Origin of the sequence: Enterobacter sp. SST3 (assembly GCF_000286655.1) — a bacterium.
Classification (GTDB): domain Bacteria; phylum Pseudomonadota; class Gammaproteobacteria; order Enterobacterales; family Enterobacteriaceae; genus Enterobacter; species Enterobacter roggenkampii.
Map to the genome: position 1 here is coordinate 169,533 of NZ_ALNS01000014.1, position 21,897 is coordinate 191,429.

General features: G+C 59.5%; 20 protein-coding genes. 15 read left to right on the top strand and 5 right to left on the bottom strand.

The window, feature by feature from the left end:
* Window positions 1-66: 66 nt before the first annotated feature.
* The 4 genes from B498_RS12285 (at window position 67) to modC (ending at window position 2,918) form a co-directional block, all read left to right on the top strand.
* On the top strand, window positions 67-216 hold the full coding sequence (locus B498_RS12285) for an AcrZ family multidrug efflux pump-associated protein (protein ID WP_008501118.1): 150 nt from the start codon (window positions 67-69) through the stop codon (window positions 214-216).
* Between the two features lie 178 nt (window positions 217-394).
* Window positions 395-1,168: a molybdate ABC transporter substrate-binding protein gene (gene modA / locus B498_RS12280; protein ID WP_008501119.1), complete on the top strand. Its 774-nt coding sequence runs from the start codon at window positions 395-397 to the stop codon at window positions 1,166-1,168.
* Complete coding sequence (gene modB / locus B498_RS12275; protein WP_008501120.1) at window positions 1,168-1,857, top strand: molybdate ABC transporter permease subunit; 690 nt, start codon at window positions 1,168-1,170, stop codon at window positions 1,855-1,857. Before modA ends, modB begins: the two co-directional genes overlap by 1 nt.
* Before the next feature lie 2 nt (window positions 1,858-1,859).
* A complete protein-coding gene (modC, locus tag B498_RS12270; RefSeq protein ID WP_008501121.1) occupies window positions 1,860-2,918 on the top strand; it encodes a molybdenum ABC transporter ATP-binding protein ModC in 1,059 nt (352 codons plus the stop codon).
* Here the strand turns inward: modC and B498_RS12265 are convergent, their stop codons facing one another.
* On the bottom strand, window positions 2,919-3,737 hold the full coding sequence (locus B498_RS12265) for a pyridoxal phosphatase (RefSeq protein WP_008501122.1): 819 nt from the start codon (window positions 3,735-3,737) through the stop codon (window positions 2,919-2,921).
* Between the two features lie 140 nt (window positions 3,738-3,877).
* Between B498_RS12265 and pgl the strand changes: the two genes are divergently transcribed.
* A complete protein-coding gene (gene pgl, locus B498_RS12260) occupies window positions 3,878-4,873 on the top strand; it encodes a 6-phosphogluconolactonase (RefSeq protein ID WP_008501123.1) in 996 nt (331 codons plus the stop codon).
* A gap of 122 nt (window positions 4,874-4,995) precedes the next feature.
* Here pgl and B498_RS12255 read toward each other — a convergent pair whose 3' ends face one another.
* The gene (locus tag B498_RS12255) at window positions 4,996-6,279 is read right to left on the bottom strand and encodes a putative acyl-CoA thioester hydrolase (protein WP_008501124.1); all 1,284 of its coding nucleotides are present in this window, start codon (window positions 6,277-6,279) and stop codon (window positions 4,996-4,998) included.
* A gap of 224 nt (window positions 6,280-6,503) precedes the next feature.
* Between B498_RS12255 and hutI the strand changes: the two genes are divergently transcribed.
* From hutI to hutH, 5 genes are all read left to right on the top strand, one after another.
* The gene (hutI, locus tag B498_RS12250) at window positions 6,504-7,727 is read left to right on the top strand and encodes an imidazolonepropionase (protein WP_008501125.1); all 1,224 of its coding nucleotides are present in this window, start codon (window positions 6,504-6,506) and stop codon (window positions 7,725-7,727) included.
* Window positions 7,724-8,662 carry a formimidoylglutamase gene (hutG, locus tag B498_RS12245; RefSeq protein ID WP_008501126.1) on the top strand — a complete coding sequence of 313 codons (939 nt, stop codon included), beginning with the start codon at window positions 7,724-7,726 and terminating at the stop codon, window positions 8,660-8,662. Before hutI ends, hutG begins: the two co-directional genes overlap by 4 nt.
* A gap of 19 nt (window positions 8,663-8,681) precedes the next feature.
* The gene (locus B498_RS12240; protein WP_008501127.1) at window positions 8,682-9,416 is read left to right on the top strand and encodes a histidine utilization repressor; all 735 of its coding nucleotides are present in this window, start codon (window positions 8,682-8,684) and stop codon (window positions 9,414-9,416) included.
* Window positions 9,417-9,542: 126 nt separating this feature from the next.
* Window positions 9,543-11,231: a urocanate hydratase gene (gene hutU, locus B498_RS12235; protein WP_008501128.1), complete on the top strand. Its 1,689-nt coding sequence runs from the start codon at window positions 9,543-9,545 to the stop codon at window positions 11,229-11,231.
* Window positions 11,228-12,748, top strand: a complete 1,521-nt coding sequence (gene hutH / locus B498_RS12230) for a histidine ammonia-lyase (protein WP_008501129.1) — start codon at window positions 11,228-11,230, stop codon at window positions 12,746-12,748. Before hutU ends, hutH begins: the two co-directional genes overlap by 4 nt.
* Window positions 12,749-12,833: 85 nt before the next feature.
* Here the strand turns inward: hutH and B498_RS12225 are convergent, their stop codons facing one another.
* Both B498_RS12225 and bioA read right to left on the bottom strand, forming a co-directional pair.
* On the bottom strand, window positions 12,834-13,310 hold the full coding sequence (locus tag B498_RS12225) for a kinase inhibitor (RefSeq protein WP_008501131.1): 477 nt from the start codon (window positions 13,308-13,310) through the stop codon (window positions 12,834-12,836).
* A gap of 48 nt (window positions 13,311-13,358) precedes the next feature.
* Window positions 13,359-14,648 carry an adenosylmethionine--8-amino-7-oxononanoate transaminase gene (gene bioA / locus B498_RS12220; RefSeq protein WP_032622893.1) on the bottom strand — a complete coding sequence of 430 codons (1,290 nt, stop codon included), beginning with the start codon at window positions 14,646-14,648 and terminating at the stop codon, window positions 13,359-13,361.
* A gap of 86 nt (window positions 14,649-14,734) precedes the next feature.
* Between bioA and bioB the strand changes: the two genes are divergently transcribed.
* The 4 genes from bioB to bioD are packed head-to-tail and all read left to right on the top strand — an operon-like array spanning window position 14,735 to window position 18,362.
* Entirely contained in the window at window positions 14,735-15,775 is a 1,041-nt protein-coding gene (gene bioB, locus B498_RS12215) for a biotin synthase BioB (RefSeq protein ID WP_008501133.1), read from the top strand.
* Window positions 15,772-16,929 carry an 8-amino-7-oxononanoate synthase gene (gene bioF, locus B498_RS12210; RefSeq protein WP_008501134.1) on the top strand — a complete coding sequence of 386 codons (1,158 nt, stop codon included), beginning with the start codon at window positions 15,772-15,774 and terminating at the stop codon, window positions 16,927-16,929. Before bioB ends, bioF begins: the two co-directional genes overlap by 4 nt.
* A complete protein-coding gene (bioC, locus tag B498_RS12205) occupies window positions 16,913-17,668 on the top strand; it encodes a malonyl-ACP O-methyltransferase BioC (protein WP_008501135.1) in 756 nt (251 codons plus the stop codon). The genes bioF and bioC overlap by 17 nt, the downstream gene beginning before the upstream one ends.
* Window positions 17,661-18,362 (top strand): dethiobiotin synthase, encoded by a 702-nt coding sequence (bioD, locus tag B498_RS12200; RefSeq protein ID WP_021240995.1) that lies wholly within the window; start codon window positions 17,661-17,663, stop codon window positions 18,360-18,362. The genes bioC and bioD overlap by 8 nt, the downstream gene beginning before the upstream one ends.
* Here bioD and B498_RS12195 read toward each other — a convergent pair.
* Window positions 18,325-19,047, bottom strand: coding sequence for an ABC transporter ATP-binding protein (locus tag B498_RS12195; RefSeq protein WP_008501137.1), 723 nt, complete (start codon window positions 19,045-19,047; stop codon window positions 18,325-18,327). The two genes, bioD and B498_RS12195, sit on opposite strands and share 38 nt — an antisense overlap.
* Window positions 19,048-19,798: 751 nt before the next feature.
* Between B498_RS12195 and uvrB the strand changes: the two genes are divergently transcribed.
* Window positions 19,799-21,814 carry an excinuclease ABC subunit UvrB gene (gene uvrB, locus B498_RS12190; protein WP_008501138.1) on the top strand — a complete coding sequence of 672 codons (2,016 nt, stop codon included), beginning with the start codon at window positions 19,799-19,801 and terminating at the stop codon, window positions 21,812-21,814.
* The last annotated feature ends 83 nt before the right edge of the window (window positions 21,815-21,897 follow it).

Genomic DNA, 21,897 nt, shown 5'->3' on the forward strand with positions numbered 1-21,897 from the left:
ACAAAAGGGGATGTTTTTCTCAGTTGAAAGGGTAGAATAAGCTGTTCACAATATCTGGAGAAAACCATGTTAGAGTTGTTGAAAAGTCTGGTATTCGCCGTGATCATGGTACCAGTAGTGATGGCCATCATCCTCGGTGCCATCTACGGCCTGGGTGAAGTGTTCAACGTCTTTTCGAACATTGGTCACAGAGACCAGGCTAAAAAGCAGCATTGATTCCCCCCAAAACGCCCGGCTTGCCCGGGCGTTTTGCTCTCAAGATTTTCCCGTTTTCGCCGATACTCTTTAACGCACTACGCCGGTTTACCTCTTCAGCGGTACGATTAAACGCTGGGATCTCCCTGACGTTACCGTTATATTAATGTGTATATAACGCTACTCACAGGAGTTACAGATGGCACGTACATGGGTACGCCTTTTTGCAGGGGCAACATTGACGCTTTCCCTTACCGGACACGCGCTGGCGGATGAGGGTAAAATCACGGTCTTTGCGGCGGCGTCGCTGACCAACGCGCTGCAGGATATCGCGGCGGCGTATAAAAAAGAGAAAAACGTCGAGGTGGTCTCCTCTTTTGCCTCTTCTTCGACGCTCGCTCGCCAGATAGAAGCGGGCGCGCCGGCGGATCTGTTCATCTCGGCTGACCAGAAGTGGATGGATTACGCGGTGGAGAAGAAAGCGATTGATGCGGCAACCCGCGAAACGCTGCTGGGGAATAGCCTGGTTGTCGTGGCGCCAAAAGCCAGCGCCCAGGCTGACTTCACCATCAACAAAGAGACCCACTGGATAAGCCTGCTGAACGGCGGGCGTCTGGCGGTGGGCGATCCGGAGCACGTTCCGGCCGGGATCTACGCCAAAGAAGCGCTGCAAAAATTGGGCGCATGGGAGACATTGTCACCGAAGCTGGCCCCGGCGGAAGATGTCCGCGGCGCGCTGGCGCTGGTGGAACGCAACGAAGCCCCGCTGGGCATTGTGTATGGCTCTGATGCCATTGCCAGTAAGGGTGTGAAAGTGGTGGCAACGTTCCCGGAAGACTCCCACAAGAAAGTGGAATATCCTGTTGCGATTGTTGATGGACATAAAAATGCGACCGTGACGGCCTTCCGCGATTATCTGAAGGGGCCGGAGGCGTCCGCGATCTTTAAACGTTACGGATTTACGACTCACTGATGATATTGACCGATCCTGAATGGCAGGCTGTTCTGCTGAGCCTTAAAGTCTCTTCCCTGGCGGTTGCGCTGAGTTTGCCCTTTGGGATCTTCTTTGCCTGGCTACTGGTTCGCCGTCGGTTTCCCGGCAAAGCGCTGCTCGACAGCGTGCTTCATCTTCCGCTCGTGTTGCCGCCCGTGGTGGTCGGTTATCTGCTGTTAATTTCCATGGGGCGACGCGGTTTTATTGGCGAAAAACTTTACGACTGGTTTGGACTGACCTTTGCGTTTAGCTGGCGCGGTGCGGTGCTGGCGGCGGCGGTAATGTCATTCCCGCTGATGGTGAGGGCGATCCGCCTCGCGCTGGAAGGCGTGGACATGAAGCTCGAACAGGCGGCCCGTACGCTGGGTGCCGGGCGCTGGCGCGTTTTTTTCACCATCACGCTTCCCCTGACGTTACCCGGCATTATTGTTGGGACGGTACTGGCCTTCGCCCGCTCGCTGGGCGAGTTTGGCGCGACCATCACCTTCGTCTCGAACATCCCCGGCGAGACGCGAACGATTCCGTCGGCCATGTATACCCTGATTCAAACGCCGGGCGGAGAGGCCGCGGCGGCGCGGCTGTGTATCATTTCAATCGTATTAGCCCTGGTATCGCTGCTGGTGTCGGAATGGCTGGCGCGGCTGAGCCGCGAGCGGATGGGGAAATAAGCATGCTGGAACTGAATTTCACCCAGACGCTGGGAAACCATACCCTGACGCTTAACGAGACGCTGCCTGCAAGCGGTATCACTGCCATCTTCGGCGTCTCGGGAGCGGGAAAAACGTCGCTGATAAATGCCATCAGCGGCCTGACGCGCCCGCAGTCAGGACGGATTGTATTGAATAACCGCGTCTTAAACGACGTGGAAAACAAGGTTTATCTCACGCCGGATAAACGCCGCATTGGCTATGTTTTCCAGGACGCGCGCTTATTCCCGCACTACAGCGTGCGCGGCAACCTGCGTTACGGCATGGCGAAAAGCATGGCCGGGCAGTTTGATAAGCTGGTGACGCTTTTAGGCATTGAGCCACTGCTCGACAGACTGCCCTCGTCGCTTTCCGGCGGAGAAAAACAGCGCGTAGCCATTGGCCGCGCGTTGCTGACCGCGCCCGAACTGCTGCTGCTCGACGAACCGCTGGCCTCGCTGGATATTCCGCGCAAGCGTGAGCTTTTGCCCTACCTGCAGCGCCTGACGCGGGAAATTAATATTCCAATGCTCTACGTCAGCCATTCGCTGGATGAGATCCTCCATCTGGCCGACAAAGTGCTGGTGCTGGAAGAGGGCAGCGTCAAGGCCTTCGGCAACCTGGAAGAGGTGTGGGGCAGCAGCGTAATGCACCCGTGGTTACCCCGGGAACAGCAGAGCAGCATTCTGAAGGTGAGCGTGCTGGAACACCATCCGCACTACGCGATGACGGCGCTGGCGCTCGGCGATCAGCACCTGTGGGTCAATAAGATCGACAAGCCGTTGCAGTCCGCGCTGCGTATTCGTATTCAGGCATCAGACGTCTCGCTGGTGCTGCAGCCGCCGCTGCAAACCAGTATTCGAAATATCCTGCGCGCCAAAGTCGCGGAGTGTTTTGATGATAACGGCCAGGTGGAAGTGAAGCTCGAGGTGGGAAGCCGGACGCTCTGGGCGCGCATCAGCCCGTGGGCCAGGGATGAGTTAGGGATCAAACCCGGCCTGTGGCTTTACGCGCAAATTAAGAGCGTCTCGATCACCGCCTGATTACAGCAGGTGGGTATAAATATACTGCGCGATGCTGTCGGTGGTGTTGTCGCCAATCACCACGTTAGCGCGCGCTTTTACCGCGTCGTCGGCATTGCCCATCGCCACGCCCGTACCGACGGCTTCCAGCATGCTGATGTCGTTGTAGTTGTCGCCGAAGGCGATCGCGTCCTGCATTGACCAGCCCTGTGATTCCACATACTGCGTCAGACGCTTGCCTTTGCTGTTGCCTTTGCGGGCAATATCTACCTGATCGTGCCAGGACCACTCGCACTCCAGCCCCAGCGTTTCCTCGACGTGCTTCGCGAAGGTATTCAGTTTGGTCGTGTCTTCATCCGTCAGGGCGAATTTCCAGATAGCCTCAACGTCCTGGGCTGCCTGACGCAGGGAGGATACCTGGGTAAAGACCGGACGCTGCGCTTCAGGCAGGGACAACGCCCAGTTGCTGGTGCGCACCACGTGGCCGGTAGGGCGCTCGTAGACCATTGCGTTATCCACATACATCAGGCCGTGAATGGCATGCTCATCCAGCAGATCAATCAGTTGCAGCGCCTGAGGAACCGGCAGCGGGTCGGAGGCTAAAACCTTTTTTGCCTGATAATCATACAAATAAGTGCCATTACAACAAATTGCAGGTGTATCTAACGCCAGTGCCTGATAAAAAGGGTGAATGGCTACGTGATGTCGACCCGTTACGATAAGGAGTTGATATCCCGCTTCCTGCGCGCGTTTAAGCGCTTCAAGGGAGGAGGGGAGAAGGGTTTTTTGCGGCGTCAGTAAGGTACCGTCTAAATCCAGAGCAATCACACGCGAGGTCATCTGTTTTCCCGGGTTAATATTGAATTTACGTTTTGATGGGATGGTACACCGAGAGGCGAATGCTTCAAAATTCCTGTCGACAATTCAGCATTCACCGTCAAAAGTTAATTACTTTCATGCGCAGTGAGGAGTGAATATTCATGAAACAAACCGTTTATACCGCCAGTCCTGAAAGCCAGCAGATCCACGTCTGGCGCTTAAATACCGAAGGGACACTCACGCTGGTTCAGGTTGTTGATGTGCCAGGCCAGGTACAGCCGATGGTCATCAGCCCGGATAAACGTTTCTTGTACGTGGGTGTGCGCCCGGAGTTTCGCGTGCTGGCCTATCGCATCTCTCCGGACGACGGCGCGCTGACTTACACTGCCGAAGCGCCGCTGCCGGGCAGTCCAACCCATATCTCAACCGATCGTAAAGGCAACTTTGTCTTCAGCGGCTCGTATAATGCGGGCTGCGTCAGCGTAACGCGTCTGGAAGATGGCATTCCGGTCGAAACCGTGGATGTGGTGGAAGGGCTGGAAGGCTGCCACTCGGCGAATATCTCTCCGGATAACCGCACGCTGTGGGTGCCTGCCCTGAAGCAGGATCGTATCTGCCTGTTCACCCTGAGCGACGATGGTCACCTGGTGGCGCAGAATCCGGCTGAAGTCACGACGGTAGAAGGCGCGGGCCCGCGTCATATGGTCTTCCATCCGAACCAGCAGTACGCCTACGTGGTCAACGAACTGAACAGCTCCGTGGACGTATGGGAGCTGAAAGATCCAAACGGTCAGATTGAGTGCGTGCAGACGCTGGATATGATGCCGTCTGATTTCTCCGACACCCGCTGGGCGGCGGATATTCACATTACGCCAGATGGTCGTCATCTGTACGCCTGTGACCGTACCTCCAGCCTGATCACCGTATTTAGCGTTTCTGAAGACGGCAGCGTGCTGGCGATTGAAGGCTTCCAGCCGACGGAAACCCAGCCGCGCGGCTTTAATATCGATCACAGCGGCAAATACCTGATTGCGGCGGGGCAGAAATCCCACCACATCGCGCTGTATGAAATTAAAGGCGAGCAGGGGCTGCTGGAAGAGAAAGGGCGCTACGCCGTAGGCCAGGGGCCGATGTGGGTGGTGGTTAACGCTCACTAAGCGGCTTAAACAAAAAACCTCGCGAATGCGAGGTTTTTTTATGCCCGGTGGCACTGCGTTTACCGGGCCTACATAACCTGTAGGCCGGGTAAGGCGAAGCCGCCACCCGGCAAAAGGACTGCTTACTGCTTCGGCTCAGCAACCACTTTGCTGCCCAGACCGCGGTTGTTGTACTCCCACATGCGGTTGAAGTTAGCGTCGTTCAGGTTGCGCTGCACGTTCCCTTTATCGTCCACCGCACCGGTATTGCCGGAGAACGGACGTTTAGAGATCGCCGCATCCGCCCACGGCTTCGCCATGTTGAAGCCTTCGTTGATCACGCTGTCGCGGATCACCACCTGACCGTTGGTGGCCGCGTCCACGTCCAGGGAGCGTCCCAGTTGCGCCACGCCGTCACCGGCAGCGTTAAAGCGGCTGTTCACGGCCAGGAAGCCGAAGAAGAGGTTCGACGGGGTTGCCGGAGCAAACACGTAACCTTCCTGCTGGGTACGTGAGTTCACTACGCGGAAATCGGTGTTATCAAATACCACCGCGCCGCGGCCGGAGACCAGATCCACGTCACCTTCAACGTAGCTGTTGGTTACCAGCGTACGGGTCAGACGGTTATTCTGCAGGGTGTTCTGCACGCCGCTGTTGGTCACGAAGAAGGTGTTCTGACGACCCAAAATGTTGACGTTGTTAATCTGCACCTTATCGCCATCGCTGCGCAGCGCGACGGCCTGGTGGTTACCGGCGTCAACGCTGTCGCCCAGGGTATTCTGGATGGTCAGGTTCTGCAGCTGCAGACCGTTATTCTGGGACCAGAACACCGCAGAGCACATCACGCCAACCGTGGCGGAACGCTTGCTCTGGCAGTTATCAAACATGTACCACGCCGGTTTGCCCGGCATATATTTACCGGCCGGGTTCACCAGGTGACGCCAGGTGTTGCTGTCGATTTCAGAATCAATCGCCAGGCCAATTTTTACGTCGATTGCTTTTTCGCCCAGACCGTAAAGCGTAATGCTGCCCGGTGCCGCCGGAACATACACGGTGCCTTCATATTCGCCTGGCAGGATCGCGATGTACTGGCGAGACGCGCTGTGTTTAGTGATGGCAGCATCTACCGCAGCCTGAATCGAGGTATGCGTTACGCCCTGCGCACCTGCCGGGCCAACCACGAAGTCAGGCTGTTTCGGCAGGTTAATCGAAGACGGGGTCCACGGCGCAGCGTTAGGATCCATCGACGAGAAGTAGTGCGCACGGTCGAAGTTCTTCGCTTCATCAGCGGACAAAATCGGGCGGGAGGCGGTACCGGGCGCGACCTGCTCAGAAGGGCGCTGATCCGGTGGGGTTGAACTGCATGCGGATAAGGTCACGCCAAAGGCGAGCGCTAACGCCAGACGGGAAATCCTGGAAATGTTCAAGGTGAAGCTCCTGGGTATGCAAGTCTTTACGGGATAGACGAAATAGCCTGCTTTTTTATACTAAGTTGAGCGAAACGGGAAGATAAAAAGGGTAAAAGTTGCATTTTTAGCCCTGGAGCGGCGGGTAAGTGATCACAAATAAATAACATTTTCCGCAAAGTCGGTTGACAGCAGACAACAGATGAAAATAAATGTCTATACAACCCATGACAAGTGGAAAGCCCATGCAGCAGATTCATCCTGACGATGTGATATGGCGAAATGCGCGACTGGCTACGATGGCGCCGGACGTCCGTGCGCCCTATGGACTGAAAGATCAACACGCCCTGGTTATACGGGGTCAAACTATCCTGGCCGTGATACCTGAATCTGACATTCCGGCCGGACACACTCACTGTGTCGATCTTCAGGGTCGTCTGGTTACCCCGGGCCTGATTGACTGCCATACCCACCTGGTGTTTGGCGGCGATCGCGCGGCGGAGTGGGAGAAGCGTCTGAACGGTGTCTCTTATCAAACCATCAGCGCCCAGGGGGGCGGGATTAACGCGACCGTGACGGCGACGCGCAGCAGTTCACCCGAAACCCTGCTTAAGCTGGCACAGCAGCGGCTTCAGCGTCTGATAAATGAAGGCGTCACCACGGTTGAAATCAAATCGGGATACGGCCTCAACGCCGAGGCCGAAGAGAAAATGCTGCAGGTCGCACGCCAGCTGAGCCTCAATAATCCGATCGATATCAGCCCAACGCTGCTGGCGGCCCATGCGGTTCCGCCGGAATACCGACAGGATCCGGATGCCTACCTCACGCTGGTCTGCGAGCAAATATTGCCCACGCTGTGGCAAAAAGAGTTGTTTGAAGCTGTCGACGTGTTCTGTGAAAACGTCGGCTTTACCCCGTCGCAAACCGAGCGCCTCTTCAAGGCGGCAACCGCGCTCGGTATTCCGGTGAAAGGGCACGTCGAGCAGCTGTCGAATCAGGGCGGTGCGGCATTGGTCAGCCGGTATAAAGGACGCTCTGCCGATCATATCGAATATCTCGACGACGCAGGCGTTCAGGCGATGGCGCAAAGCGGTACGGTTGCGGTTCTGCTTCCCGGCGCGTTCTATTTTCTGCAGGAGCGCCAGCGTCCGCCGGTGGAACAGCTCAGAAAACACGGCGTGCCGATGGCGGTCGCCACCGACTATAACCCCGGCACCAGCCCGTTTGCCAGCCTGCACCTGGCGATGAACATGGCCTGCGTCCAGTTTGGCCTGACGCCCGAGGAAGCCTGGGCTGGCGTCACGCGCCATGCCGCGCAGGCGCTGGGCCGCGGTGAAACCCACGGACAGCTGCGGGCCGGGTTTGTCGCTGATTTCATCGTCTGGGATGCGCATCATCCGGTAGAGATGGTCTACGAGCCGGGACGCAATCCGCTGTATCAACGTATTTTCCGTGGGGAGGCAGTATGAGGTTATGGCGGCCCGTCGCCGAAACGGTCTGGCAGGGGCGCGACGACAGCGCCGAGGCCAGCAACGCAACGCGCATTTTCCAGACGATACGGCAGCAGGGGGCGTTCACGCCGCTGGCATCCGGCATTGCGATGATAGGCTTTGAATGTGATGCAGGGGTAAAACGCAATCAGGGCAGGCCCGGCGCCGTGCAGGCGCCTGATGTGCTGCGCAAGGCGCTGGCAAATATGGCAAGCCATCTGGGACACGAGCGGCTGGCGGATATGGGGTCGGTTTACGTTGAAGGTGACGACCTGGAAGCGGCACAGCAGGCGTTAAGCGATGCCGTGACAGCCTGCCAGCGCTCCGGGATGCGCACGCTGGTCTTTGGCGGCGGACACGAAACCGCGTGGGCGCACGGTCGCGGCGTGCTGGACGCCTTCCCGAACGAGCGGGTGGTCATTATCAACCTGGATGCCCATCTCGATCTGCGCAAGGCCGACCGGGCGACGTCCGGCACGCCGTTTCGCCAGCTGGCGCACTACTGCGATGAGCGCGGGCGGGCATTTCAGTACGCCTGCTTTGGCGTGAGCCGGGCGGCGAACACGCAGGCGCTGTGGGATGAGGCTGAACGCCTGAACGTCACGCTGGTGGAGGATCTCCATTTCAGGCGCGATGCGCTATCCGCGCTGGAAAAGGTGCTGGCCCAGGCCGATCGCGTCTACCTGACAATCGATCTGGACGTCCTGCCCGCCAGCGAAATGCCTGCCGTTTCCGCTCCGGCTGCGTTAGGCATACCGGCACTGGATCTCCTCCCCGTTATCGAACAAATCTGCCGTAGCGGTAAGCTACAGGCCGCCGATCTGGTAGAGTTTAACCCGCAGTTCGATCGGGACGGGCAGGGCGCAAAGCTTGCCGCCCGTCTGGCCTGGCAAATTGCTCACTGGTGGGCATAACACTATTCAAGGAGTCACGATGTTTTCACGCTCACCCCTGCCGCCGTCGAGCCCTCCCGCGCCTTTCTACGAAAAGGTGAAGCAGGCGATCAGCGAAAAAATCGCCACCGGCGTCTGGCGGCCGCACGACCGCATTCCCTCGGAGGCCGATCTGGTGGCCCAGTTTGGCTTTAGCCGGATGACCATCAACCGGGCGCTGCGCGAGCTGACCGACGAAGGGCTTCTGGTGCGCCTGCAGGGCGTCGGGACGTTTGTGGCGGAGCCGAAAGGACAGTCCGCCCTGTTTGAAATCCGCAGCATTGCGGACGAGATTGCCGCGCGTAATCATCAGCACCGCTGTGAGGTGCTGGTGCTCGAAGAGACCCAGGCCAGCGCCGAGCAGGCGGTAGAGCTGAACGTCAAAGAAGGCAGCCGCATCTTCCACTCCGTGATGGTGCATTTTGAGAACGACATTCCGGTGCAGATTGAAGATCGCTGCGTGAACGCTGAACGGATACCGGACTATCTGAATCAGGATTACACCCAGACCACGCCGCATGCCTATCTCTCGCTCGTCGCACCGCTGACGGAAGGGGAGCACATTGTGGAAGCCGTGCGCGCCACGCCGCAGGAGTGCGAACGGCTGCGCATTAAAGAGCACGACCCGTGCCTGCTGATCCGCCGTCGAACCTGGTCCTCGTCGCACATCGTGTCACATGCCCGGCTGCTTTTCCCGGGGAACCGTTACCGGCTGCAGGGCCACTTTATGTCATAAGTTTTATAAGCGTGATCGCTAACGCAATATAACAAAATTGTATCTTTTTTGTTAAATCCGACCTTGTGTGTGCTTGTCTATACAAGTATATCTAAATGCATCATCTGTCCCGTATAGGAGCACACAATGTCGTCAGGTAAATACCGCCAGCAGGACGTCCGCGCCGCGCGCGGCACCACCCTTACCGCCAAAAGCTGGCTCACCGAAGCCCCGCTGCGCATGTTGATGAACAACCTTGATCCTGAGGTGGCGGAAAACCCCCACGAGCTGGTGGTCTACGGCGGCATAGGCCGCGCCGCGCGCAACTGGGAATGCTATGACGCCATTGTTAAGGCACTGACCGAACTCGAAAACGACGAAACCCTGCTGGTGCAGTCCGGCAAGCCGGTTGGCGTGTTTAAAACCCACAAAAACGCCCCGCGCGTGCTGATCGCCAACTCTAACCTCGTGCCGCATTGGGCCACCTGGGAACACTTCAACGAACTCGACGCGAAAGGGCTGGCGATGTATGGCCAGATGACCGCCGGGAGCTGGATCTACATCGGCAGCCAGGGGATCGTGCAGGGCACCTACGAAACCTTCGTGGAGGCCGGTCGCCAGCACTACAACGGCTCGCTGAAAGGCCGCTGGGTATTGACCGCCGGTCTTGGCGGGATGGGCGGCGCGCAGCCGCTGGCCGCCACGCTGGCCGGCGCGTGCTCGCTGAACATTGAGTGCCAGCAGAGCCGCATTGATTTCCGTCTGCGTACCCGTTACGTCGACGAACAGGCCGAGAATCTCGATGACGCGCTGGCGCGCATCAAAAAATACACGTCCGAAGGCAAAGCGGTGTCGATTGCCCTGTGCGGCAACGCGGCGGACATTCTTCCTGAACTCGTTGCCCGCGGCGTGCGCCCGGATCTGGTCACCGACCAGACCAGCGCCCATGACCCGCTGCACGGCTACCTGCCAAAAGGCTGGTCGTGGGAAGACTATCAGCAAAAAGCGGAGATCGACCCGGAAGGCACGGTGCTTGCCGCGAAACGCGCCATGGCGGAACACGTCTCTGCGATGCTGGCCTTCAGCCAGATGGGCATTCCGACCTTTGACTACGGCAACAACATTCGCCAGATGGCGAAAGAGATGGGCGTGAGTAACGCCTTCGACTTCCCCGGCTTCGTCCCGGCCTATATCCGCCCGCTGTTCTGCCGCGGCATCGGACCGTTCCGCTGGGTTGCCCTGTCCGGCGACCCGGAGGACATCTACAAGACCGACGCCAAAGTGAAGGAGATCGTCGCCGATGACGAACACCTGCACCACTGGCTGGACATGGCCCGCGAGCGCATTAACTTCCAGGGCCTGCCGGCGCGTATCTGCTGGGTAGGGCTGGAGTGGCGTCAAAAACTGGGCCTCGCCTTCAACGAAATGGTGCGCAGCGGTGAAGTTTCCGCGCCGATCGTCATCGGCCGAGACCACCTGGACTCCGGCTCCGTCGCCAGCCCGAACCGCGAAACCGAAGCCATGCGCGACGGCTCGGACGCGGTCTCCGACTGGCCATTGCTGAACGCCCTGCTCAACACCGCCAGCGGCGCGACCTGGGTGTCGCTGCACCACGGCGGCGGCGTGGGAATGGGCTTCTCCCAGCATTCCGGGATGGTCATCGTCTGCGACGGTACCGATGAAGCCGCCGCGCGTATCGCCCGCGTGCTCCACAACGACCCGGCCACCGGCGTGATGCGTCACGCGGATGCGGGTTACGAGATTGCCATTGACTGTGCCAAAGAGCAGGGACTTAACCTGCCGATGATCCCTGCCACACAAGGAAAGCATGAATGAACGCGTTAACACTCACTCCCGGCTCACTGACGCTCAAGCAGCTGCGTAACGTCTGGCGTCAGCCGGTCACCCTGTCGCTTGATGAAAGCGCCCACGCCGCCATTAACGACAGCGTGGCCTGCGTTGAAGCCATCGTTGCCGAAGGGCGCACGGCTTACGGGATTAATACCGGCTTTGGGCTGCTGGCGCAGACCCGCATCGCGACGCACGATCTGGAAAACCTGCAGCGTTCGCTGGTGCTGTCGCACGCGGCGGGCGTCGGTCAGCCGCTTGACGATGAGATTGTCCGTCTGATGATGGTGCTCAAAATCAACAGCCTGGCGCGCGGTTTCTCCGGTATTCGCCTGAGCGTGATCCAGGCGCTGATGGCGCTGGTGAATGCGGAGGTCTATCCGTGGATCCCGGCGAAGGGCTCCGTCGGTGCCTCCGGCGATCTCGCGCCGCTGGCGCACATGTCGCTGCTGCTGCTGGGCGAAGGCAAAGCGCGCTGGCAGGGCGAGTGGCTGCCTGCGAAAGAGGCGCTGAAAAAAGCCGGACTAACGCCAATAACGCTGGCGGCGAAAGAGGGGCTGGCGCTGCTGAACGGCACTCAGGCATCGACCGCCTTCGCGCTGCGCGGCCTGTTTGAAGCGGAAGATCTGTTTGCCTCGGCGGTGGTGTGCGGCGCGCTGACCACCGAAGCGGTGCTGGGCTCGCGTCGCCCGTTCGATGCCCGCATCCACGAGGTGCGCGGTCAGCGCGGGCAGATCGATGCTGCCGCGATGTACCGTCACGTGCTTACCGACACCAGCGAGATCGCGGAGTCACACCACAACTGTGAGAAGGTGCAGGATCCGTATTCCCTGCGCTGCCAGCCGCAGGTGATGGGCGCGTGCCTGACGCAGCTGCGCCAGGCGGCGGAGGTGCTGCTGGTGGAGGCCAACGCGGTGTCCGATAACCCGCTGGTGTTCGCCCAGGAAAACGAGGTGGTCTCCGGCGGTAATTTCCACGCCGAGCCGGTGGCAATGGCGGCGGATAATATCGCGCTGGCGATTGCCGAAGTCGGCGCGTTGTCCGAGCGCCGCATCGCGCTGATGATGGATAAACATATGTCCCAGCTGCCACCGTTCCTGGTGCGTAACGGCGGGGTTAACTCGGGCTTTATGATTGCTCAGGTGACGGCCGCAGCGCTGGCAAGTGAGAACAAGGCGCTGTCGCACCCGCACAGCGTGGACAGCCTGCCAACGTCTGCAAACCAGGAAGATCACGTTTCGATGGCACCGGCTGCCGGGCGTCGTCTCTGGGAGATGGCCTCCAACACCCGCGGCGTGCTGGCGGTGGAATGGCTGGCGGCAAGTCAGGGTATCGATCTGCGTGAAGGGCTCAAATCCAGCCCGCTGCTGGAGCAGGCGCGTCATGCGCTGCGCGAGCACGTCACGCATTACGATGATGACCGCTTCTTTGCCCCGGATATTGATAAGGCGATGCAGCTTCTGGAAGAAGGGCGGCTGGTGGGGCTGTTACCTTCGGTGCTGTGATTTTTTTGCCCGGTGGCGCTGCGCTTACCGGGCCTACGAGTGCGAAATCCAGGCCGGGTAAGGCGTAGCCGCCACCCGGCTTTTTTTACGAATACATCGCCGTAATCGACGCGCTCCCCAGGGAATGGAAATGCACGTTAAACCCGACCATCGCGCCGCTCGCCCCTTCATCGACCTCAATCTTCTCCACATCCAGCGCGTGCACCGTGAAGATATAGCGGTGGGTTTCCCCTTTTGGCGGCGCCGCGCCGCCGTAGCCCGCTTTACCGAAGTCAGTACGCGTCTGAATGGCACCTTCAGGCAGGGCAACCAGGTCTGAACCGGAACCCTGCGGCAGCACGCGCGTGTCGGCAGGCAGGTTCGCCACGATCCAGTGCCACCATCCGGAACCGGTTGGCGCATCCGGGTCATAGCAGGTCACGACAAAGCTTTTGGTGCCTGCCGGAACCTCGTCCCACGCCAGGTGCGGGGAGATGTTATCGCCCTGATACCCCATGCCGTTGAAAACGTGCCGTTCCGGCAGCTTTTCGCCGTCGCGCAGATCTTTACTGATGATTTTCATACGGTTTACCCTCGTTGATCGCTCGTTCAGCAAGTGTAATGCATTGGGTTAAATCGTGAAATGCGCGGGAATGTTAACGGCTGTTACAACCGCGTCGGTTAGTTTTCGAAGCTGCTCTGGCGTGATGCTGTACGGCGGCATCAGATAGATAAGCTTGCCGAAAGGCCGGACCCACACGCCCTGGTCCACGAAGAAGCGCTGCAGCGCCGCCATATTCACCGGATGGGTGGTTTCAATCACCCCGATGGCGCCCAGCACGCGCACGTCCGCCACGAAATTCGCGCCCGAGGCGGCGCTCAGTTCCGCTTTCAGCTGCGCTTCTATCGCCGCAACCTGCGTCTGCCACCCGCCGCTCTCCAGAATCGCAAGGCTTTCACTCGCCACGGCGCAGGCCAGCGGGTTACCCATAAACGTCGGGCCGTGCATAAAGCAGCCGGCTTCACCGTCGCTGATGGTGTCGGCCACCTGGCGGGTCGTGAGCGTGGCGGAGAGCGTCATGGTGCCGCCCGTCAGCGCTTTACCGAGGCACAGAATATCCGGCGCAATACCCGCATGTTCGCAGGCAAACAGCTTGCCGGTGCGGCCAAAGCCGGTGGCGATCTCATCGGCAATCAGCAGAATGCCCTCGCGGTCGCACATCCTGCGAATACGCTTCAGCCATTCCGGGTGGTACATCCGCATCCCGCCCGCGCCCTGCACGATCGGTTCAAGAATGACGGCAGCAATCTCGTGACGATGTGCCGCCATCAGCCGCGCGAAGCCGACCATGTCCATCTCGTTCCACTCGCCGTCGAAGCGGCTCTGCGGCGCCGGGGCGAACAGGTTTTCCGGCAGATACCCCTTCCACAGGCTGTGCATGGAGTTGTCCGGATCGCACACCGACATCGCTCCGAAGGTATCCCCGTGATAGCCGTTGCGGAAGGTGAGGAAACGCTGGCGCGTTTCGCCTTTAGCGTGCCAGTACTGCAGCGCCATTTTCATCGCCACTTCCACCGCCACGGAGCCGGAATCCGCCAGGAAGACGCACTCCAGCGATGCAGGCGTCATCGCCACCAGGCGACGGCATAAATCCACCGCGGGCTGATGGGTGATCCCGCCAAACATCACGTGCGACATCTGGTCAATCTGCGCCTTCATCGCCGCGTTCAGGCGCGGGTGGTTGTACCCGTGAATGGCCGCCCACCAGGAGGACATCCCGTCAACGAGCCGCTCGCCGCTGGCGAGGTGCAGCTCGCAGCCGTGGGCGCAGGCCACCGGATAAACGGGAAGGGGGCGGGTGGTGGAGGTGTAAGGGTGCCAGATATGCTGCTTGTCGAAGGCGAGATCGTCCTGGGTCATAATCGACTTGTAAACCATTTTGAAAAGTTTTAGGTTTACGAGTATAAACCGAACCGAAAATTAACAAAACCCTTTGGAGAAGCCCGATGGCTCACCACGCACGCTGGACGATGTCGCAAGTTACTGAATTATTCAACAAACCTTTCCTTGAGCTGATGTTCGAAGCCCAACAGGTGCATCGTCAGCACTTCGATCCCCGCCATGTTCAGGTCAGCACGCTGCTGTCGATCAAGACCGGCGCCTGCCCCGAAGACTGCAAATACTGCCCGCAGAGCGCGCGCTATAAAACCGGCCTGGAGTCAGAACGCCTGATGGAGGTCGAGCAGGTCCTCGACTCCGCGCGCAAGGCCAAAAACGCCGGTTCAACCCGCTTCTGCATGGGCGCGGCGTGGAAGAACCCGCACGATCGCGACATGCCGTATCTGGAGCAGATGGTGAAGGGCGTGAAGGAGATGGGCCTCGAAGCCTGCATGACCCTCGGCACGCTCAACGAAGAGCAGGCGCAGCGCCTCTCGGCGGCGGGGCTGGATTACTACAACCACAACCTCGACACCTCGCCGGAATTTTACGGCAATATCATCACCACGCGTACCTACCAGGAGCGTCTGGATACGCTGGATAAGGTGCGTGACGCGGGGATCAAGGTCTGCTCCGGCGGCATCGTGGGCTTAGGCGAGACGGTGAAAGACCGCGCGGGCCTGCTGCTGCAGCTGGCGAACCTGCCGACCCCGCCGGAAAGCGTGCCGATCAACATGCTGGTGAAGGTCAAGGGCACGCCGCTGGCGGATAACGAGGACGTGGATGCGTTTGATTTTATCCGCACCATCGCGGTGGCGCGCATCATGATGCCAACGTCTTACGTTCGCCTCTCAGCGGGCCGCGAGCAGATGAACGAGCAGACCCAGGCGATGTGCTTTATGGCCGGAGCCAACTCCATCTTCTACGGCTGCAAGCTGCTGACCACGCCGAACCCGGAAGAGGACAAAGACGTTCAGCTGTTCCGCAAGCTGGGGCTGAACCCGCACCAGACCGAGGTGCTGACGGGCGATAACGAGCAACAGCAGCAGCTGGAGCAGCAGATTTTCAACGCCGACACCGACCAGTTCTACAACGCGGCAGCCGTATGACCTGGCAGGCACGTATCAACTCTGCGCTCGACGACCGTCGGGCGGCAGAGGCATTTCGCGTTCGCAGGGTGGTGGAAAACGGCGCGGGTCGTTTTCTTACCCGTGAAGGCCAGCAGTTCTGCAATTTCTCCAGCAACGACTATCTCGGGCTGAGCCAGCATCCGGCCATTATCCGCGCCTGGCAGCAGGGCGCGGAGCGGTTTGGCGTGGGCAGCGGCGGATCGGGACACGTCAGCGGATACACCACGGCGCATCAGGCGCTGGAAGAGGCGCTTGCCGACTGGCTGGGCTACCCGCGCGCGCTGCTGTTTATCTCTGGGTTTGCCGCCAACCAGGCGGTCATCACGGCCCTGATGGGCAAGGACGATCGCATTGTCGCCGACCGCCTGAGCCACGCCTCCCTGCTGGAGGCGGCAAATTTAAGCCCGGCGCAGCTGCGGCGTTTTGCCCATAACGATGCGGGGCAGCTTGCTGCGCTGCTGGATAAACCCTGCGACGGACAACAGCTGGCGGTCACGGAAGGGGTGTTCAGCATGGACGGCGACAGCGCGCCGCTTGCCGCGCTGCACGAGGCCGCAAAGCGGCAAAACGCCTGGCTGCTGGTGGACGATGCCCACGGCACTGGCGTGATGGGCGACGAAGGGCGCGGGAGCGCATACCAGCAAAACGTGAAGCCGGAGCTGTTGATTGTCACCTTCGGCAAAGGCTTTGGCGTCAGCGGCGCCGCCGTGCTGTGCAGCGAATCCGTCGCCGACTATCTGCTGCAGTTTGCCCGACACCTGATTTACAGCACCAGCATGCCCCCGGCGCAGGCCGTGGCGCTGTCGGCGTCGCTGGCTGTCATCCGCAGCGCAGAAGGGGAGGAGCGTCGCCAGCGGCTGGCAGAGCATATCTCCCGCTTCCGTCAGGGGCTTGCGGCGCTGCCTTTCCACAGTCCCGATTCGCAGAGCGCTATTCAGCCGGTGATTGTCGGTGAAAACGGCCGCGCGCTGGCACTGGCACAGGCGCTGCGCCAGCGGGGCATGTGGGTCACGGCCATCCGCCCGCCCACCGTCCCACCGGGCACGGCGCGGCTGCGCTTAACCCTGACGGCGGCGCATGAAGCACAGGATATTGAGACGTTGCTGGAGGCGCTCCATGATGCCGGTGAATAAGCAGGCCATCGCGGCGGCATTCGGCCGCGCCGCGCAGAGCTATTCGCAGCATGATGAGCTGCAGCGTCTGAGCGCGCAGGGGCTTCTGGCCGCCCTTGGCGAGAACGGTTTTCCACAGGTGCTGGACGCCGGGTGTGGTCCCGGCAGCAACAGCCGCTACTGGCGCGGGGCGGGAAGCCAGGTGACGGCTATCGATCTCTCCGCCCGGATGCTGGAAGAGGCACGCCTGCGGCAGGCGGCAGATCGTTATCTGCTGGCCGATATCGAGGCGATCCCGCTGGCGGACGCGCAGTTCGATCTGGTCTGGAGCCATCTGGCGGTTCAGTGGTGCAGCAGCCTGCCGCAGGCCCTGCGCGAGCTTTATCGCGTGGCGCGACCGGGCGGGAAGGTGGCCTTTACCACCCTGCTGGAAAGTTCGCTGCCGGAGCTGAATCAGGCCTGGCGGGCAGTCGATGAACAGCCGCACGCTAACCGGTTTTTATCGCATGAGCAGGTGACGCAGGCGCTGGCAGGCTGGCGCTATCGCAGCACGGTGCAGACCATCACGCTCAATTTTAGCGATGCGTTCAGCGCCATGCGTTCGCTGAAGGGTATCGGCGCCACGCACCTGCATACCGGACGCGAGAAAAAACCGCTTACCCGGGGTCAACTGCAGCGCCTTGAGCTGGCCTGGCCGCAGCAGCGGAGGCATTTCCCGCTCTCCTATCAACTTTTTCATGGGGTTATCGAACGTGACTGAACGTTATTTTGTCACCGGCACGGACACAGAAGTGGGCAAAACGGTTGCCAGCACGGCATTGCTGCAGGCGGCACGGCTGCTCGGGAAAAACACCGCCGGGTATAAGCCCGTGGCGTCCGGCAGCGAGATGACGGCGGAAGGGTTACGCAACACCGACGCGCTGGCGCTCCAGCGTAACAGCACGCGTGAACTCGCCTATTCTGCAGTGAATCCGTACACCTTTGCCGAACCGACCTCGCCGCACATTGTCAGCGCTGACGAAGGTCGTCCGATTGATTTTGCCGTGCTGTCTGCCGGACTGCGGACGCTGGAAAATCAGGCCGACTGGGTGCTGGTGGAAGGGGCCGGCGGCTGGTTTACGCCGCTTTCAGACACGCAGACGTTTGCTGACTGGGTGCAGGCCGAGCAGCTTCCGGTCATTCTTGTCGTCGGCGTCAAGCTGGGCTGCATCAATCACGCCATGTTGACCGCACAGGCCGTACAGCAGGCAGGGCTGCGTCTTGCGGGCTGGATAGCCAACGACGTGGTTGCGCCGGGTAAACGCCATCAGGCGTATCTGGCGACGCTCAGGCGCGTCCTTCCCGCGCCGTGCCTCGGGGAAATTCCCTGGCTGGCTGACGGCGCGGAAAATGCCGAAATCGGACGTTATCTCGATCTCAGCGTTTTGCTTCCCGCGACATCCAGTGAGCGATAAGCTCGTCATCCAGTTCGTTAACGTGGCCCTGCGCCACGTTACGCCCGCGATAGAGCAGACAGAAACGGTCCGCTACCCGGCGGATAAACGACAGCTGCTGCTCGGCTAATAGCACCGTCATCCCTAACTCCCGGTTTAAGCGCCCCAGCAGCTGCACCAGCTTCTGGGCAACGCTGTGCCCCGCGCCGTGCAGCGGTTCATCCAGGATCAGCAGGTGAGGGCGGTTCACCAGCGCATTAGCCAGCGCCAGCTGATACTGGTCGTCCGGAGAGAGCGTGTTGGCGCGGGTTCGTCGCAAGGCATAGAGCGCCGGGAACAGGTCGTAAACGTCATTTTTCGCCTCCGGGTTCGGTTTCCCCGTCGCCCGCATGGCGATATGCAGGTTCTCCTCAATCGTGAGCTGGGAGAAGATCCGCCTGTCCTGCGAGACATAGCCTATCCCCGGCCCGGAACGCTGTTCTGGCGGCGGGTTGAGCAAATCGCGCGGCGGCGCGCCCGCCTCATACCAGATGATGCTGCCGCTTTCGACGGGCACTTTCCCGGCGATGCAATTCATGAGGGTGGTTTTCCCCATCCCCGGCAGGCCAACGACGCCTGTACACATCCCTTGCGGAAAATCTAAATCCACATTCCATAGCGTATGTTGACTTCCGTAAAACTGATTCACTGCACGCAGGCTCAACATCTTTCTCTCCTTAAAAATGTGTGTAGGTGTGGCTCGTTGTTAAACTGCAAAACCCCTGCCATAAAGCGGAAAGTGATTAAAAAAGCGTCTTTTTTAGGAATAAGCCACAGAAGCGCGGGGGTTAAAAAGGGGGATTGCACATCGACGGTGCCGACGGTGTTGAGTTGTGGTGCAGAGCCAGAAATGATGGAGATGTGAGCAAGATCTCGTCAGTTGGTTATGAATGACGCGACTGTTAATCAGCAAAAAAGAGCTATAAAAATTTTTTGCTGCCGCCTCGTGGGAAAATCCGGGAATTTGCAGAGCGCCAGTCTGTATGGGCTGGAAGCAGTTATCCACTATTCCTGTGGATAACCATGTGCATTAGAGTTAGAAAACACGCGATAAGCGAGAGAAGACGCGGCTTACGCCCAAATTGACGCGAAACGCGGCTTTAGAAAATATCGTTTATTTTTTAACTGGTTAGATAAAATCAATTCCCGTCATGAAAGTGTCACCCGTTGCCATAAAACTATCATTACCTGGCTTGACAAATGTTAAAAAAGAAAAAGTTCTGGGGATAACCTGACCTGACTGGTGTTTTATGTTGCCACTGTCCAAATTTTGGCCGCTATCGCGCTAATCATTCAGGCGCTATGCTAAATATCCTGACATGCTACTGGTTTTTCATCCAGTGTTTTTTACTGGCATTCCTGGCAACAAGGAGTAAAATTATTCACCTGCCGCTTATAACGTCATCAGGTTGTCGCCCATGAGTAAACCGTTCAAATTGAATTCTGCTTTCCGTCCGTCTGGCGATCAGCCTGAAGCGATCCGTCGTCTGGAAGAGGGGCTGGAAGATGGGCTGGCGCACCAGACGCTGCTCGGGGTTACCGGCTCGGGTAAAACCTTTACCATTGCCAACGTGATTGCGGATCTCCAGCGCCCTACGATGGTGCTGGCGCCCAACAAAACCCTGGCGGCGCAGCTTTACGGCGAGATGAAAGAGTTCTTCCCGGAAAACGCCGTTGAGTATTTCGTCTCCTACTACGATTACTACCAGCCAGAAGCCTATGTGCCGAGCTCTGATACCTTCATCGAGAAAGATGCGTCGGTGAACGAACACATTGAGCAGATGCGACTGTCGGCCACTAAGGCGCTGCTGGAGCGTCGCGATGTGGTTGTGGTGGCCTCTGTTTCGGCGATTTACGGCCTGGGCGATCCGGATCTCTATCTCAAGATGATGCTGCACCTGACGCAGGGGATGATTATCGACCAGCGCGCGATTTTGCGCCGCCTGGCGGAGCTGCAGTACACCCGCAACGACCAGGCCTTCCAGCGTGGTACGTTCCGCGTGCGCGGCGAAGTGATCGACATCTTCCCGGCGGAATCGGACGATATGGCGCTGCGCGTTGAGCTGTTTGACGAGGAGGTCGAACGCCTGTCGCTCTTCGACCCGCTGACAGGACACGTTGAGTCGGTGATCCAGCGCTTCACCATCTACCCGAAAACGCACTACGTGACGCCGCGCGAGCGTATCGTGCAGGCGATGGAAGAGATCAAAGTTGAGCTGGCCGAGCGCCGCAAAGTGCTGCTGGCGAACAATAAGCTGCTGGAAGAGCAGCGCCTCAGCCAGCGTACTCAGTTCGACCTGGAGATGATGAACGAGCTGGGCTACTGCTCCGGCATCGAAAACTACTCCCGCTTCCTCTCCGGGCGCGGGCCGGGCGAGCCGCCGCCGACGCTGTTTGATTACCTTCCGGCCGACGGTTTGCTGGTGATCGACGAATCCCACGTCACGATCCCGCAGATCGGTGGTATGTACCGTGGCGACCGGGCGCGTAAGGAGACGCTGGTGGAGTACGGTTTCCGCCTGCCGTCAGCGCTGGATAACCGTCCGATGAAGTTTGAAGAGTTTGAGGCGCTGGCGCCGCAAACCATCTACGTCTCGGCCACGCCGGGCAACTATGAGCTGGAAAAATCGGGCGATGAGGTGGTTGACCAGGTAGTGCGTCCGACCGGGCTTCTGGACCCGATTATCGAGGTGCGTCCGGTGGCGACGCAGGTAGACGACCTGCTCTCTGAGATCCGTGCCCGTTCCGCCATTAACGAGCGCGTGCTGGTGACCACGCTCACCAAGCGTATGGCGGAAGACCTGACCGAGTATCTCGAAGAGCACGGCGAGAAGGTGCGTTATCTGCACTCGGATATCGATACCGTGGAGCGCATGGAGATTATTCGCGACCTGCGCCTGGGCGAGTTTGACGTGCTGGTAGGGATTAACCTGCTGCGGGAAGGTCTGGATATGCCGGAAGTCTCGCTGGTGGCGATTCTGGACGCGGATAAAGAGGGCTTCCTGCGCTCTGAACGCTCCCTGATCCAGACCATTGGCCGCGCCGCGCGTAACGTCAACGGGAAAGCGATTCTGTACGGTGACAAAATTACCCCGTCGATGGCGAAAGCGATCGGTGAGACGGAGCGCCGCCGCGAGAAGCAGCAGCGCTACAACGAAGAGCACGGCATTACCCCGCAGGGGCTGAACAAGAAGGTGGTGGATATTCTGGCGCTGGGCCAGAACATTGCCAAAACCAAAGCGAAAGGCCGCGGCAAGGCGCGTTCAGTGGTGGAAGAAGATACCGTCGTGCTGACGCCGAAGGCGCTGCAGCAGAAGATCCACGAGCTGGAAGGGCAGATGATGCAGCACGCGCAGAACCTGGAGTTCGAAGAGGCGGCGCAGATCCGCGACCAGCTTCATCAGCTGCGGGATCTGTTTATCGCGGCATCGTGAGTTTTTTGCCCGGTGGCGCTGCGCTTACCGGGCCTACAGGTTTAGCGTCTTTTGTCGCCCCGGTAAGCGCAGCGCCACCGGGG